Raw genomic sequence first — 15,290 nt, forward strand, 5'->3', positions numbered from 1 at the left:
CCATAGTTTAGATAGATATCCTGAGGGATTCAACTAGATCGCATTTTTCCCAACTGAACTCAATATCACTTCTACCAAAGTGGCCATAGCTTGCCGTCTGTCGATAGATGGGCTTTAAGAGTTCGAGCTTTTGAATAATCATTTTTGGACGCCAATCAAATGCTGTTGAAATGATGTCCTCTAACTTGGTATCCGAGACGATCCCACTGCCAAAAGTGTTGACCATAATCGAAGTAGGGTGGGCCACCCCAATTGAATAAGACACTTGTATGAGGCACTTTCGGGCTAAGCCTGCCGCCACCACATTTTTTGCTACATAGCGCGCCGCATAAGTGCCTGATCGATCTACTTTAGAAGGGTCTTTTCCGGAAAATGACCCCCCTCCATGCGGTGCAGATGAGCCATAGGTATCCACCATTAACTTTTTACCTGTGAGCCCCGTATCACCCTGTGGGCCTCCGATGATAAAGCGTCCAGTGGGGTTCACCAAGTACCGAATATTGTTTTTAACTAGATTGGGTGGAAGAATGGGTTTGATGCATTCTTCAATCATCGCCTCCCTCAAGTTTTTCAAGGAAATTTCGGGGGAATGCTGAGTGGACAAAATAATCGTGTCTATAGCGATAGGCTTATCGTCAATGTAGCGCATCGTGACCTGGGATTTTCCGTCAGGCCGCATCCAGTCAAAACGACCGTTACGGCGCAATTTAGCTTGCTGCCCCACCAGTCTATGGGCTAAGGTGATTGGCAGCGGCATGAGCTCTTCTGACTCGTCTACGGCATAGCCAAACATCATTCCTTGGTCTCCGGCGCCTTGATCTGATGGATCATCTTGGGCTTGATCTACCCCTTGGGAGATATCGAGACTTTGCTTCTCAAAATTGATTAAAACAGCGCAGCCCTTGTGATCCATTCCAAGCTCTGTATTGTTGTAGCCAATTTCCTGCAATGTATGCCTAGCGATTTGAGCGTAATCGATAAAAGCCTTGGTAGTAATTTGACCAGTGAGCAGTACTAGGCCTGAGCTACATACCGTATTGACAGCAACTCGACTTGCTGGATCTTCTCTTAGAAGCGCATCAAGAATGGCATCGGATATTTGATCGCAGACTTTATCCGGGTGTCCTTCAGTGACCGATTCAGATGTGAAAAGAAAATTGCTAGTCATGCGAAACCTTTATGTAGATGCACTCCCTTTTGTTACTATAAACCTAGAAAGTATTGTTGTTAAGTAGAGATTTATCACATGAAATGTGGCATAAAAGCTCAATGAATACTCCTTTATCGACTGAATTAATTCAGGCAGTTCGCGAACTATCCGGTTTGCGAATCACCGAGTTTGATTATGAAAAGCTGAGTGTATGGGTGCAAAAACGCTCAGAAAGTCTGGGTCTTGGGGGCGCAGGGGATTACCTGCAATATTTAGCCCGCTCAAATGATCTTGCCGAGGATCGAAGATTATTGAGTGATTTGCTCACTACAGGCGAAACCTTCTTTATGCGGGACCCTGGGCAGATGGAGTTAATCAAGCGCGTAATGCTCCCAGAAATTATCCTAAAAAAAGAGGCCTCCAAAAAAATTCGAATATGGGCCCCAGCATGTGCGACTGGCGAGGAAATTTATTCACTCATTATTTTGTTGGAGCAGGTTCTGCCTAATGCTAATGGTTGGGATATTGATATCGTTGGAAGTGATATCAATCCGAGCTTTATAGAGCAGGCTAAGCGCGCGACGTATAAAGAATGGGCTTTCCGGGGCTGCAACCAGCGGTTTAAAGACGCATACTTCCAAAAAGTAGATGATGGTTGGCGGTTGATCGATCGAATACGTACCCGTGCTCGGTTTCTAGTATTTGATCTAGTAGATGGTCATTTGCCCGATGTAAAGAATTTTCTCATGGACGTTGATTTCATTTTATGTAGAAATTTATTTATCTATATGAATTTGACATCGATCAGTGCCATCACTGATAAATTGTCGGCCTGTTTGCTAGAAGGCGGTGTGTTATTGACTGCACATGGAGAGCTTCATGCCTATAGGCAAAGCGGTCTTCGAGTCAAGATTTACCCTGAATCATTGGTATATGAAAAGCGGAATGATCTAAAGGCTGATCTTGAGGTAACTTCACCTATGATTCCTGTAATGGAAGCTCAAGCGCTAAATAGGGTGCTGCCTGAAGCAGCTAAAGCAACTAAGGCAATCCAGGCAACCCAGGTAACTAAGGCAGCATTACCCTCGATCGAAGATTTATTGAGCTCGGCTTGGAAATTGGCAGATCAAGGCCGCATTGCTGAAGCCTTGGCAATCTATCAGCAGATTCTTACTCGCGACTCTATGCGAGCAGAATTGCATTACTTGCATGCTGTGATTTCGGTTGAAAGGGATGACGTTTTGCGGGCAAAGGAGGACTTAAGGAAAACCTTGTACTTAGACCCCGACTTTATACCTGCTTACCTAGGGCTTATTACGATTCAGGTGCAAGAGGGTAAAAACAGTATGGCTGCTAAGTCTTGCCAGCAGGCTCTAAAGTCACTTGACCAAAAGCCTGAAGATCTGCAGATGCCAGGGTTTGGAAGCATCACTAAATCTGACCTAAAACAATACCTGACTAACTTACAAAACAGTTTGACTTCACCCTCCAATTAATCTAAATTGATTATGAGAGGTGAATAAACAAGATATGCCTAGCTTTTTGGTATTTGAGTCTGAGTCAGTTCGATATGCAATCCCTACGGAGAGCGTAGATAGTATTTTTTGGATGCCAGAACTTTCGCCTATTGAAGCGGCGCCACCATGGTTTATTGGTCTCGCAAACTGGCATGGTGAAGTGGTGCACATTCTTGATTTGAGCTTGCGATTTAAGCACTCGCCTAGAAGTTACTCAACCCTTACAAATATTATTCTAGTAAGCGCTCCACAGATGCGCTGTGGCATTGTGTCTGATTCTGTAATGGGCTTGGTTGACGTCCCTTTGGAGTCAATAGTTAAGCGTGAAATGGTGATGCCTTCAGACTTTAGCACACCCTATGCCGATCTCATTGAGGGGGAAATTAAGCACGAAGACCAAATTGTTTTGCTTCTCAATTTACAGAAATTATTGACCGTTCAAATAGGGGATGATGCATCCACCAGTCACGGTGAGTCTGAGTTGCCATCAACAAAATTCCTGGCGGAGCACAATGAAGAAATATTTCGCGCAAGAATGCACCAGTTGGCGATGCCAATCATCGATCAACAAGAGAAAGATAGAGATGGTTTTGCTATTGTTGCAATTGGTGAAATACGCTACGCCATTGAAATCGCCTACATTGCCGAGTTTGCGCATCTGAAACAGTGTGCACCGCTTCCATGTTGTCCTCCTTACATATTGGGTGTGATTAATTTAAGAGGGGAAATCTTATCGGTGATTGATATGACTACCTTGCTCAATATTCAAAATATTGCAGACAAAAGGGATATTGTTATTTTGCAGTTTGAATCCAAAAGAATCGCTTTGGCAGTGCAGAGGGTGGAAGATTTCCGTTATTTTGACCGCCATCACATCTCCGCTTTGCAAGATGTTGAGGATCAGCACGCCCAGTGCAAATCATTGCTGAAAGTGGATGATGGCGTTGCGGGAATTTTGGATATTGAGGCTATTTTGCTTAGCAGCATGCTCGAAATTGAAGAGCGAATTTAGTGATGAAATGAAGGAGAGATTAATGTGGAATAAACTAACCCTGAGATGGAGGATGGCCCTAGGTTTTCTGATCCCATCGGTGATCTTGATTGTCATTATCGGCATTAATCAAATGACTATCAATGCGGCTATTGAGCGATCTGTATATTTGGATAAAAGCTCAATAACCACCCCTGATCTATATAAGATATATGCGGCACAGTTAAGAATGCAGCGTGCCACATATGCATATCTTCTCAATAATGGTGCTCCCGGAGAAGAGCAAGAGTTTCCAAAGAAGGTATATCTTGATTCGTTATCCCAGGCAAATACTGTAGCTGATATTCTCCTGAGGTCAAATTTACCTCCCAAGCTTCAAGCGGATGTCGAAAAATTAAAGTCTGCAACCAATGATATTGCTCGGGTTAATGGTGGCTTAATGAAGTTAGTGGACGAGGGCAGGGGAAAAGAGGCTCTGGAAAAATTCAAACAAGGAGATACCCTACGCATTACTAGAGACAACGATTTAATTGCAGATGGCGCTGTAGAGATTGACTCTGCAATCAGGTCGGAGCTCCGCGGTTCGGTCACTTCAGCCATTGAAAGCGCCAAATTGGTTTTTTTATATGGAACATTGGCAGTTTTGTGCATGCTGGTTATTTTTGGTTCTGCCACTACATTTTTCTTGGTTCGTGATGTGAGGGCAAATTCAGGGCAGGTATCGTCGATCGCTACATCTATTGCGAGCACTTTAGTTCAGCATGAAAAAGCAGTGACACAACAAGGTTCCTCAGTGTCGGAGACTACGAGTACGGTAGAGGAGCTAGTGTCATCGGCGCGACTTTCTTCGGAGCAGGCGGATTCGGCTGCAACTGCAGCAAAGAAAGCCCAAGATACAACCATTAAGGGCTTAGAGCTGGTCAATCAGAATCAAGCCGATATGGTGTTGCTCGAAGAAAAAATGGCATTCATTGCCAAGCAAATATTGAGCCTGTCAGAGCAAGCCGGACAAATTGGCAATATTTCCAAGTTGGTTGGGGAGTTGGCAAGTGAAACCAATATGTTGGCCCTCAATGCCGCAGTGGAAGCTGCTAGAGCTGGAGAGCATGGCAAGGGATTTGCCGTTGTGGCCAGCGAAATTCGCAAGCTAGCAGATCAAAGTAAGCAATCGGCAGAAAAGGCCAGTCAGATAGTGATTGATATTCAGAAGTCTACGAACTCAATGGTGATGACGGCTGAGGACGGCACCAAAACTACCCATCAGGTATCTGAGAGTGTTGAGCAAACAGCTAAAGCATTTGAAATGCTCCGCAGACTTTCCGAAGGTGTTTTTCAGAACGCACAACAAGTTTTGTTAAATAGCAAACAACAAGCAGCAGCTTTAGTGCAAATTAATGAAGCGATGCAAAACATTAATAATGGTTCTCGAGAAATGATTGCCGGCACTTCGCAAGCGAGAACCGGAGTAGAGGATCTGACTAAGGTAGCCGAGCACCTACGCACTATGGTGTAAATACCCTATATGTCAAAGATTGAAGATCTAGAACTCCGTAATCTCTTTAGAACAGAGAGTGCGGAGCATTTGCAAAAGCTCGATATGGGTCTTTTGCAGCTAGAAAAAACACCTCAGGATCAGTCTTTGGTGCAAGAGGTGTTCCGTGAGGCGCATAGTCTGAAGGGTTCAGCCAGGATGCTTGGGTTGATTGAGATCCAGACATTGGCGAACACTGTTGAGGATATGCTTGGTGAGGTAAGGGGCGGTAAATTGCTAGTCACGCCTGCCATCATTGGGCCTCAGCTAGCAACGCTTGATCAAATTCGGAAGTTGGTGGCTGAAGCAGTTGGGGATATCACCCAAGCTGGTGGCAATCAACAGCATGAATCCAATATATCCCAGCAAAATTCTGCACCCCTAGTTGTTACTCCTATCAACACCGAGACGCCGCTCGAGTCAGCACATACAAATGAGTTGCCTAAAGGGGATTCGATCATTAAGGGACGTCCAATACCGCCCGAATTTCATATTGAGACCCTGCGAGTAGATGCCAAAAAATTAGATTTTTTATTAAGTCAAGCTGGAGAGTTGGTTGTCAGTCGCAGTCGCATCCTGCGTTGGGAAGATGAGTTTAGTAAGTTGATCAAACGTATTGATGGTGGCGAAGTAACTCCGGATGAATGGGTTGCAGAAGCTCAATTTATGCGTTCTAGACTTGTAGAGGATACGGGTAGATTAAGTGTTATTACCGATGAAATGGAATTCGGCATTCGGAGTTTGCGTTTGCTGCCAATTTCGACTTTATTGGAACAATTTCCTCGAATGGTTCATGATCTTGCTGCCGAAGAAAAGAAACAAGTAGATCTTGTATTCGAGGGTGAAAATACCGTAGTCGACAAGCGCATTATTGAGGAGATGAAGTCTCCTCTAATGCATATGTTCCGTAATGCAATTGATCACGGTATTGAGCTTCCTGACGAGCGTATTCAGGCGGGCAAATCACCCATTGGGCGAATTCTAGTCAAAATTAGTCAAGAGGCTGATCATATTCGCGTGGATGTCAGTGATGATGGGCGCGGTTTGGATCTAGAGGCAATTCGCGAGCAAACCATCAAGCGGCATATTTATACCGAATCTCAGGCGCAGGAATTGAACGAATACCAACTCAAAAGCGTGCTGATGACCCCTGGCTTTTCCACCAATAAGATGATTACTGATATCTCAGGTCGCGGGGTTGGGTTGGATGTCGTTAGATCTACTGTTGAGCGAATGCATGGATCATTGCAAATTGAATCCCAGTCAGGCAAAGGGATGCTATTTATTCTGAATCTTCCTGTGTCATTGACCTCAACACGCGTAATGATTCTGCGTGAATGGGGTGAACTCTACGCATTACCTTGTGATGCCATCTATTTTTCAAAAATATTGAAGCCCGGCGAGTTGCTGGTGCGCGAGGATCGTCAGTGTTTTTATCATGATGATGAGGTCATTACGGTAACCCGTCTTGGCACATTATTGGAGAGGTCGCACCAGTATGCTGATCCTGACCAGGTTTTGATTTGTATGGTGATTAAAGTCGGAGAGTTTACTTTTGGATTAATCGTTGATGAACTTCGCAACGAAGAGGAAATTGTCTTAAAACCGCCGCCCCCACCAATTAAGAGATTGCGAAATGTTTCCGGGGTTACCATTTTGGATTCTGGTTTAGTTTGTGCGGTTTTAAATGCAAACGATCTTGCAAAGAGCGTGCGTCAAACCCACCGAAAAGCAGCTGTTACTGGTGAGCTTAAGCCCGCAGTTGATGCGGTATCCAAAAAATCTATATTGCTGGTTGAGGATAGCATTGTGACCCGTATTCAGGAGAAACGTATCTTGGAAGCCGCTGGATATGAGGTGATAAGTGCTGTTGATGGTGTTAACGCATGGAATATTTTGGCGTCCAGAGCATTCGATGCAATCGTCTCTGACATTATGATGCCCAATATGGATGGCTTGGAGTTAACCGCTAAGATTAGAGCGAATAAAAAGTTTTCTGACACTCCCATTATTTTGGTTACATCATTGGCTTCGGAGAATGACAGGCGCAAGGGTTTAGAGGCAGGTGCAGATGCCTATATTTCCAAGTCAGACTTTGATCAAGCTGTCCTGCTACATTCCATCAAAAGATTGATCTAAAGAACCTATAACAATGCCTAATAATGGTGAAACCACCCCCATTCGAGTTCTTCTGGTTGAAGATTCGGCATTACAACTGCATATTATTAAGTCGGTCCTTGATGCGGATCCATTAATTGATGTGGTTGGCACCGCTACGAATGGTGCTGAAGCTTTAGCTATGCTGCCCAATTTGAAGCCAGACGTTATTTGCACGGATTACCATATGCCCGTAATGGACGGGTTAGAGTTCATTGAAAAAGCGGTTAGGGTATATCCTTGCCCAATTCTAGTCTTGAGTATTTCGGTGCAACCAGATCAAGTAGATAACATTTTTAAGCTGCTGACCGCTGGCGCTATTGATGTTATGGCAAAACCAAAAGCTTCCGGCGGAGTGATCGGTGGGGAAGATGGGAAAAGGCTGATTGAAAAAATTCGCATTATCAATGGCGTTAAGTACATCAAGAAGAAAAGTAGACAAGCTCTGCCGCTTCCGCATCCAAATTGTTTTATTCCACGAATCGTTAAGCCGAAAATAATCGCTATTGGCGCATCAACAGGGGGTCCGCAAGCTTTAGAAGTCCTCATCCCAGAATTAAAAGATACTTTTTCAATCCCAATTGTTTGTATTCAGCACATTAGCCGTGGGTTTTTGATGGGGATGTTAACTTGGCTAAGGAGTAAATCTTCTTTAACGATCGAGATTGCCGAAGAAGGGGGTATTCCACTACCTGGGCACCTGTATTTTCCTCCTGAAGGAATGCATCTTGCTTTCGGTGCCGATGGGCATTTTGTGCTTTCTCTGCCGCAGGAGGAGGATATTTATTGCCCAAGCATTGATAAATTATTTTTATCCATAGCACAGGTGTATCGAGATAGCGCAGTTGGCGTCATTCTAAGTGGTATGGGTAGGGATGGAGCCGAAGGAATGAAATTGATCTTCGAAAATGGAGGTGACACAGTTGCGCAAGATGAAGAGTCAAGTATCATTTTTGGGATGCCAGCTGTAGCTATACTTGAAGGAGCCGTCTGTAGAATCTTGCCCCCAAAAGAGATTGCCGCCTATTTGAATGGCCTTTGATACCGTTTTATAAAGTATTTCTGCTTGATTGCTAATGCGAGAATGGCTGTAATGGGTATTGTTTAACAATGAACTCTTCCACGATCTTCATTCTGTTTTTTTGAGATCTTCTCCACTGAGTTCTGGTGCTTTGGTTGCCGAATTGGCCTCTACTGCATTAGACTCGGCATTCCTATATTTACTTTGTTTTGCTTCATACATTAATGCATCGGCATTTTTGATCAAGGCATCAGGCTCAATATATTCGTCTGGACCTGTTTGCAAAACACCTGCACTAACTGCAAAACACCTGCACTAACGCTTAAGTCTGGTTCATGTTTATGAATTTCAGCATTGAGACGCGAGACATAGATTTCTCGTGCCAAATTCTCTCGATAGTTAGGCAAAATCACGCAGAATTCATCGCCGCCATAGCGAAATGCGTAATTGTCGACCCGAGAGACGAGCTTGATCGCCGCTCCAACTGTGCGCAATATCTCATCTCCACGTTGGTGGCCTTGGTTATCGTTAATTTTTTTTGAATTTGTCGATATCAAGAAATACGAGAGATACGGCTTCTGAGCGACGCTGGGCAGCGCGAATGACAACCGTGAGCGTTTCTATTAGGTATGAGATCAGCATTAACAAAGCGAAAAGTATGCGCTTCTTGTGGCAAGAAGTTCTTGGCAAAGGTAGTTTTACCGGCTCCATTGGGTCCGGCAATTATGATAATTTTTTTATTTAAATTGACCGTCATTTGGTTGTGCTCTTAATATAACTTTGCTTAGTTTGTTCTATAAATTGGGCGATACTTTTTTTGCCATTTATATAGTCAGTAAGTTTTTGTTCAAACTGCGTTGCTAGGGCGATGCCTTCAATTCGAGCAGAGGCAATGGCGTTGCAAACGATGTTTTGGCGAAGCTGATGTGTTGTGACAATCTTTGCTGGAATTTCGCTATTTTATTGGATTTGGATTGGATTCCCCAGCCAATAAATGACCCTAAAACAGGCTAAAAAGGACAGTTTTAAAAGATATCGCTGGCAATAAAAAAGCCCCGCAGAAGCGAGGCTTAGTATTGCTGGTGGGTCGGGCGAGATTCGAACTCGCGACCAATGGTGTTTAGGCTGTAAGTTGACGCTGTTTGATGAGTTCTGCAGCAGGGATCCGAACAATCTTGCCATCAATGGTAGTTACGATTGCAGTATTGGTTTGAATTGCCAAGTCTATTGCAGCTTGTCCGGCACGTTGCATAGCGTAGTAGGAGCCTGCAATGTCGGGATCTGATGAATTACGTATATCTTTGCTTGGAATAGTCATGGTCAGCCTTGGTCTGTTTGCTCTGGTGGAGTTTTATCTCCATTTAACAATATCCATGATTTTACAACTTTTTGATATTTGGGAAAATTCTCGAGCTCAGCAGTATATCGCCTACGAATGACCTCTTCAGGGATGTTGTGCCCTCCCTGTGCCACCCTCTCTTTTACACGCGAAATAGCTAACTCAGAGGAACTTAGTGCAATAAACCAGAGTTTGATGACGTACCCCAGATCTTTCCACTCCTGAATACGTTGCAGATAATGTGTGCCAGATAGAGTAGTTTCAAAGGCAAAGCTTTCGCCTGATTTGGTGTATTCATCTAATTCGTTTAGCATCAATCGAGCTGCTTAGACACTAACCTTATAAGGTTAAAATTACCGCCATCAACTCAAATTAACTCTTTTCTTCAAGCTAGATTGAAGTTTCATGAAATTTCCCCTAAAGGCTTTTGCAGCTTATTTCGTATTAGCCCTATATTCGGGAATTGTTTTTGCCGATTCCGTTTCAGCCACTATCGAAACCAATAATCTGATTAATTCTGGCGCATTACCTGCCAAGAGTGATGCTGCTAAATCTAAGGCGCCAATGGGCGACTCTGATAAGTTCAATCTTGCCAAGGAATTGGCTAACCCTGTAGCAAATTTAATTTCTATGCCATCTCAATGGGAATATAAGCGTGGCATGGGTAGGAATCAAGCTGGTGCTAATCAGACCCTATTATTTCAGCCACTTATTCCAATTGATTTAAGTGGCGGAGATATTTTTATTCTTCGTCCAATTGTTGCTGGTACAAGGCAGATGAACGTAAATGGTTACTCTGGATATGGAATGTCCAATATCACCATTGAAAGTTTTTACTCTCCCTACACTGGATCATCTTGGCTATGGGGTATTGGCCCCTATGCAACCTCGCCAGCAGGTAATAGCGGGCAATTCGGTTCGCAGCAAACGGGTGCTTTGCGAGATGATCCCAATCGCCCAGTCGAACAAATAAGTCGAGACCTTGGCATTACAGCGGAACAATTCAGAATTTGCTTTAGTAATGTCAATCCAGCCCCTCGTGGAGCTTTGCCTGAGGGAAATCAAAAACATGCTAATAAGGCTGTTTTATTAGGCTGTCTACAAAAGGCAAATCCGAGGATTACCAATGACAGCCTGGATCAGGTGATGGATCGCTATAGACCTGGTGGCAGGGCAGCTCAATGATCAAAATGAATATGCGGTATATTTTGTGCATATTCTAAAAATGGCTTTAGAGGACTTAGCTTGATGGGTTTGATAAAAAAATTGAGGGCTCTTCTACTAATTCCATTAGGAGTAGTGTTCTTTTGTGCGGGCCTTGCTGATGCAGAAGCTCTGCCACTATTCTCTCGGCAAACCGGTCAAAACTGTGTTTCTTGTCATGCTGGTGGACAGTACCCAGAGTTAACACCATATGGACGCTACTTCAAATTAACGGCTTATACGATTGGTGAGCGCACTAATATTCCAGTGTCAGTACAGTTTGTTGGTGGTGCTGCTACGAGCACCAATGGAAACAATGGCACTGGGCAAGTCCACCAAAGTGGCAAGCTAGAGCCTAACTATCTTTTTTTGGATGTGGGCGGAAAGATTGCGGATAACTTTGGCGCTTTTAGCCAATGGTATTACGCATTTGATGAGCAGGTGAGTGGCAAAGGAAGTATTCCGAATCAAAATCAATTTGCAGCAGATATTCAAGACTGGCGTTATGCAGATCACTATGTCGGAAATACTGCAGATGTAGTGAAGGACTTTATATGGGGCGCATCTCTCAATAACTATGCTGGCGCTACCGATGTCTGGAACTCCTCTCCAATGTGGATGTATCCGTACATGGGATCCACCAGAAACTATTCTACTTATGGGTTGCCTTATAACACCAGGCTATCGGCGTATTCTGTTCATAACCCAGGATACGGTGTGTATGGCTATGTAAACCAAAATTTTTATGGTGAGGTTAATCTGTACCAATCTGGCGGTTCGGGTCCGCTTTCTTGGATGACCTATCCTGCCTCCAATAGCAATCCCAATAGTGCACCGGTTTATTTGCAGGGCCTTAATCCCTATTTTCGGTTTGCATATCAGAGTGACGAGCATGCTGGACATAATTGGATGGTTGGATTCTTGGGCGCCAACATCAACCAATATGCCAGCTGTAATACAGTGGCTGATAGTAGCTCCTATAAAGGAGCTGCACCTACATGTAGTGGACCAGTAAATGCACCTGCCTTAAGTGCGGGAACGGTGAAGTTTCAGGATAGGGCGATCGATGGGCAGTATCAATACTTGGTAGATCCACATACGGTAACCGCACAGGCTCGCTATACCAAAGAAAATATCTCCGACCCAACGGGAATTTTGTATAGCAACCCGAATAACAAAACCAATTCTTTCATGTCCAAGGTGAGCTATGTCTACAACGCCACCTATGGAGCAGCAGTGGCATTTCAGAACATTACTGGAACTGGCGACGCGCGTTACGGAACCAATGCGGTAACTGGTGCTAATTTAAACCCGAATTCCACAGCATGGATTCCGTCGATTTGGTATCAACCTCTCCAAAATGTGCGCCTGACTTATCAGTACACTGCATTTACCAAATATAACGGTGGAACAATCAACTACAACGGATCTGGAACCAATGCCAGTGCAAATAATGCGAGTTGGCTCTATTTGTGGGTGGCGATGTAATGAAGATACTTCTCAAGACCTCTTCCATCACCATGCTGATATCACTGGCTATTATGACGGGGTGTACCTACTTTAATCACATTCCACCAGTAACTACGTTAGAAAATCCAAGTAGAAGTAGAACGCTGGGCGATTATGAAGTTGCGGGTAATGTGCTTGCAGTACAAGTATGTGCAGCATGTCATGGGGTAAATGGGCAATCACAATCGCCGATGGTTCCAAACCTGGCCGGGCAGCAAAGAGAATATCTAGTCAATCAGCTGCAGGATTACCGTGATCACACTAGAAGTAATAAATATGCTGTGCAATACATGTGGGGTATGGCTGGTTCGCTAACTAATAAGCAGATACAAGAACTAGCAGATTACTTTTCTAAGCAGCCGCCTGTAAGAGCAGGCAAGGTTAGTTCAAGTGATTCAAAGTTAGCGCGCGGGAAAGAAATATTTGAGAATGGAATTCCTGCTAAAGGCGTCATTCAATGTAACTCTTGTCACGGTCCCAGGGGCGAGGGTATGGCTACGTTCCCAAGAATCGCTGGGCAACATAATTATTATTTAATTCAACAGCTCAATGTTTGGAAAGAACCACTTCAAAAAGAGTTCATGGAAGTAGGTGGCAATACATGGGCACCTCGAACCATTAAATTTGCTAGACCACATGGTGTATTAATGATCAATGAAGAGAAAAATCTCTCTGAATCTGATATTGAGGCTGTGGCGGCTTACTTAAACGTCTTGGAGTAACCTGCTTGAGCATTAAATGAATGTAGAGTGTAAAAAGAAAAAGCCACCCAAAGGTGGCTTTTGTATAACTGGTGGGTCGGGCGAGATTCGAACTCGCGACCAACGGATTAAAAGTCCGCTGCTCTACCGACTGAGCTACCGACCCAGTTAAGCCATAAATTATAGCAAGAAGTTTGTAAGCGCTCCTCAGGTCTACGGTGTCTGCCTCTCAACCCTTGTACTTACAAGTTCCTAGGAGTTGACCCGTCTGGCGACCGGTGGATTTTTGGAAAAATAGTCCTTAATTCCCTTCAAAATGGCCTCTGCAATCCGGTCTTGGTAGCCATCATCGTTTAGGCGGGCCTCTTCTTGAGGATTGCTAATAAAAGCGGTCTCAACCAAGATTGAGGGGATGTCTGGAGCCTTCAAAACAGCAAAGCTAGCTTGTTCTACCTTGCCCTTGTGTAGAGGTGCAAATCCACCAATTTGCTTCAAGATGGAGTTGCCCACCTGTAAAGAGTCTTTAATCTGGGCGGTAGTCGACATATCTAATAGCAAGTTAGCAACCTGCCTATCTTGCGTCTTGATATTGATGCCACCTATTAGGTCAGAAGCATTTTCTTTATTCGCCATCCATCTGGCGGCGGTACTACTCGCTCCCATTTGAGAGAGTGCAAACACTGATGCACCTTTAGCATTTCTTTCAATGAAGGCATCTGCATGAATCGATACGAATAAATCAGCTTCTACACGACGTGCTTTCTGAACTCTGACATGTAGTGGCACAAAGTAATCGCCATCCCTTGTTAAGAAAGGGCGCATATACGCTTCGCCCTCAATCTTATCTTTGAGCCGCTTGGCAATGGCGAGGACGACATTCTTTTCTCTAGAGCCTGCGGCACCAATCGCTCCGGGATCTTCACCACCATGGCCAGGATCAATCGCTATAGTGATCAAGCGCTTATATTTAGCAGGCGCTGGCAATTCCTTTGGATCCGGAATGGCTTGCGCCACTGGAGCAGCTGGAATCTTAGCAAGTTCTTTTTCTTTCTTAGTGGCGAACTGCGCGATAAGGTCTACTTCTTCATTGGATTTCTCGAGAGCGCTTTCTTTCTTGGCGCTGCTTCTCACTAAAGCCATCAAAGGATCCGGCGGGGTAGTAGGGTACAAGTCAAATACCATGCGGTAGTTGTACTCACCAATCGGCTCTAAGGTAAAGAGTTGTGGCTTAATTGGTTCTTTTAAGTCAAACACCAAACGCACAATACCCGGCTGAAATTGCCCAACCCGAACCTGTGAGATATAAGGATCGTTTGGCTTTACCTTGGCTACTAAATCTTTAAGGGTTGGATTTAATTCCAACCCCTGCACATCAATCACCAATCGATCTGGGTTAGTCAAAATCTGCTGTGTAATCGGTAATGGTGTGTCAGATTCCAAAGTGACGCGGGTATAGTCCTCGGATGGCCAGACGCGCACACCCAATATCTTGGCGCCCCAAGCAATATCGAGCTCTGTCAGCAAGAGAGCAAAGCTTAAGAACTTCGCTGAAGTCTTGAGTGTTAGTCTTTTCGAGAGGTTGATCTTTGGTTTGATCTTTTTAGCGCTCATGTGTTACTAGGACTTAATCTCTTGCAATGCACTTGCTCCAGATGGACTCAAGCTGTTGATCTTAATAGTGCGCCCATTCTCATCCGCACCAGCAGACAGCTGAATCTGAATATCAAAACTTGGCAAAGTGCCTTCTGCTTTTTCTGGCCACTCAATTAAACAAATGCCCGGAACATCAAAATGCTCCGCGAATCCCGCTTCTTGCCATTCTAGGGGATCACGCATGCGATACAAATCAAAGTGGTGGATAGTGATTGCTTGCTCTTTTAATTGCAGCGGGTAAGGCTCGCACAAAGTATAGGTAGGACTCTTTACCTTACCAACATGACCCAGCGCATGAATGAGGTATCTCGCAAATGTCGTTTTGCCGGCGCCAAGATCACCTTCTAAGGAGATATTTAAGTGTGAATCTGGCTGCTGAGTCAGAAAGTGCTCAAAATTGGCCGCCAGATGCTTGGCAAGAGAGGCGGTATCGGCTTCCTGCCTACAATAGAGTTCTATTGCTGAAGGCGGGGTTGCCTTTGTTGTCGTTGCCGGTGTTTGAGTCATTCCCCTAGTTT

The 15,290-nt window shown here is 44.4% G+C and carries 16 protein-coding genes, 1 tRNA gene and 1 pseudogene; 8 read left to right on the forward strand and 10 right to left on the reverse strand.

The features are described 5' to 3' along the window. Window positions 1–7 precede the first annotated feature (7 nt). Entirely contained in the window at window positions 8–1,168 is a 1,161-nt protein-coding gene (gene metK, locus ICN36_RS07005) for a methionine adenosyltransferase (RefSeq protein WP_216227648.1), read from the reverse strand. 101 nt (window positions 1,169–1,269) lie between these two features. On the opposite strand from metK, the gene ICN36_RS07010 reads away from it, so the two are divergent. From ICN36_RS07010 to ICN36_RS07030, 5 genes are read left to right on the forward strand one after another with little or no spacing between them, the layout of a single operon-like run. Continuing rightward, window positions 1,270–2,646 carry a CheR family methyltransferase gene (locus tag ICN36_RS07010; RefSeq protein WP_216227649.1) on the forward strand — a complete coding sequence of 459 codons (1,377 nt, stop codon included), beginning with the start codon at window positions 1,270–1,272 and terminating at the stop codon, window positions 2,644–2,646. Window positions 2,647–2,665: 19 nt separating this feature from the next. Continuing rightward, window positions 2,666–3,679, forward strand: coding sequence for a chemotaxis protein CheW (locus ICN36_RS07015; protein WP_216227651.1), 1,014 nt, complete (start codon window positions 2,666–2,668; stop codon window positions 3,677–3,679). 22 nt (window positions 3,680–3,701) lie between these two features. After that, window positions 3,702–5,171: a methyl-accepting chemotaxis protein gene (locus tag ICN36_RS07020; RefSeq protein WP_216227653.1), complete on the forward strand. Its 1,470-nt coding sequence runs from the start codon at window positions 3,702–3,704 to the stop codon at window positions 5,169–5,171. Window positions 5,172–5,180: 9 nt separating this feature from the next. Further along, entirely contained in the window at window positions 5,181–7,328 is a 2,148-nt protein-coding gene (locus tag ICN36_RS07025) for a response regulator (RefSeq protein WP_216227654.1), read from the forward strand. 13 nt (window positions 7,329–7,341) lie between these two features. Then, on the forward strand, window positions 7,342–8,388 hold the full coding sequence (locus ICN36_RS07030) for a chemotaxis protein CheB (protein ID WP_216227660.1): 1,047 nt from the start codon (window positions 7,342–7,344) through the stop codon (window positions 8,386–8,388). Window positions 8,389–8,475: 87 nt separating this feature from the next. On the opposite strand, the gene ICN36_RS07035 is transcribed toward ICN36_RS07030, so the two are convergent. The 6 genes and pseudogenes from ICN36_RS07035 to ICN36_RS07055 form a co-directional block, all read right to left on the reverse strand. Continuing rightward, window positions 8,476–8,652, reverse strand: coding sequence for a hypothetical protein (locus tag ICN36_RS07035; RefSeq protein WP_216227732.1), 177 nt, complete (start codon window positions 8,650–8,652; stop codon window positions 8,476–8,478). After that, complete coding sequence (locus tag ICN36_RS12120) at window positions 8,610–8,975, reverse strand: GGDEF domain-containing protein (protein WP_216227662.1); 366 nt, start codon at window positions 8,973–8,975, stop codon at window positions 8,610–8,612. The genes ICN36_RS07035 and ICN36_RS12120 overlap by 43 nt, the downstream gene beginning before the upstream one ends. Window positions 8,976–8,995: 20 nt before the next feature. Beyond that, window positions 8,996–9,124, reverse strand: a pseudogene (locus ICN36_RS12035) (Zeta toxin family protein); the annotation flags it as partial. Then, window positions 9,121–9,318, reverse strand: a complete 198-nt coding sequence (locus ICN36_RS12125) for a hypothetical protein (protein WP_216227727.1) — start codon at window positions 9,316–9,318, stop codon at window positions 9,121–9,123. The gene ICN36_RS12125 and the pseudogene ICN36_RS12035, both read right to left, overlap by 4 nt. A gap of 169 nt (window positions 9,319–9,487) precedes the next feature. Next, the gene (locus ICN36_RS07050) at window positions 9,488–9,685 is read right to left on the reverse strand and encodes a hypothetical protein (RefSeq protein WP_216227664.1); all 198 of its coding nucleotides are present in this window, start codon (window positions 9,683–9,685) and stop codon (window positions 9,488–9,490) included. A 2-nt stretch (window positions 9,686–9,687) separates the two neighbouring features. Continuing rightward, window positions 9,688–10,020, reverse strand: a complete 333-nt coding sequence (locus ICN36_RS07055) for a hypothetical protein (protein WP_255531269.1) — start codon at window positions 10,018–10,020, stop codon at window positions 9,688–9,690. Between the two features lie 91 nt (window positions 10,021–10,111). Here ICN36_RS07055 and ICN36_RS07060 point away from each other — a divergent pair, with 91 nt between their 5' ends. The 3 genes from ICN36_RS07060 to ICN36_RS07070 all read left to right on the forward strand — a co-directional run bounded on the left by ICN36_RS07060 (window position 10,112) and on the right by ICN36_RS07070 (window position 13,140). Next, window positions 10,112–10,891, forward strand: coding sequence for a hypothetical protein (locus tag ICN36_RS07060; protein WP_216227666.1), 780 nt, complete (start codon window positions 10,112–10,114; stop codon window positions 10,889–10,891). Between the two features lie 63 nt (window positions 10,892–10,954). Next, window positions 10,955–12,397, forward strand: coding sequence for a hypothetical protein (locus ICN36_RS07065; protein ID WP_216227667.1), 1,443 nt, complete (start codon window positions 10,955–10,957; stop codon window positions 12,395–12,397). Beyond that, window positions 12,397–13,140, forward strand: a complete 744-nt coding sequence (locus ICN36_RS07070; protein ID WP_216227669.1) for a cytochrome c — start codon at window positions 12,397–12,399, stop codon at window positions 13,138–13,140. The genes ICN36_RS07065 and ICN36_RS07070 overlap by 1 nt, the downstream gene beginning before the upstream one ends. A gap of 69 nt (window positions 13,141–13,209) precedes the next feature. Here the strand turns inward: ICN36_RS07070 and ICN36_RS07075 are convergent. From ICN36_RS07075 to tsaE, 3 genes are all read right to left on the reverse strand, one after another. After that, window positions 13,210–13,285, reverse strand: a tRNA-Lys gene (locus ICN36_RS07075). Between the two features lie 86 nt (window positions 13,286–13,371). Next, the gene (locus tag ICN36_RS07080) at window positions 13,372–14,730 is read right to left on the reverse strand and encodes an N-acetylmuramoyl-L-alanine amidase (protein WP_216862052.1); all 1,359 of its coding nucleotides are present in this window, start codon (window positions 14,728–14,730) and stop codon (window positions 13,372–13,374) included. Between the two features lie 6 nt (window positions 14,731–14,736). Beyond that, a complete protein-coding gene (gene tsaE / locus ICN36_RS07085) occupies window positions 14,737–15,279 on the reverse strand; it encodes a tRNA (adenosine(37)-N6)-threonylcarbamoyltransferase complex ATPase subunit type 1 TsaE (RefSeq protein WP_216227675.1) in 543 nt (180 codons plus the stop codon). Between the last annotated feature and the right edge of the window lie 11 nt (window positions 15,280–15,290).

It is taken from the genome of Polynucleobacter sp. UK-Gri1-W3 (assembly GCF_018881595.1).
Lineage (GTDB): Bacteria > Pseudomonadota > Gammaproteobacteria > Burkholderiales > Burkholderiaceae > Polynucleobacter.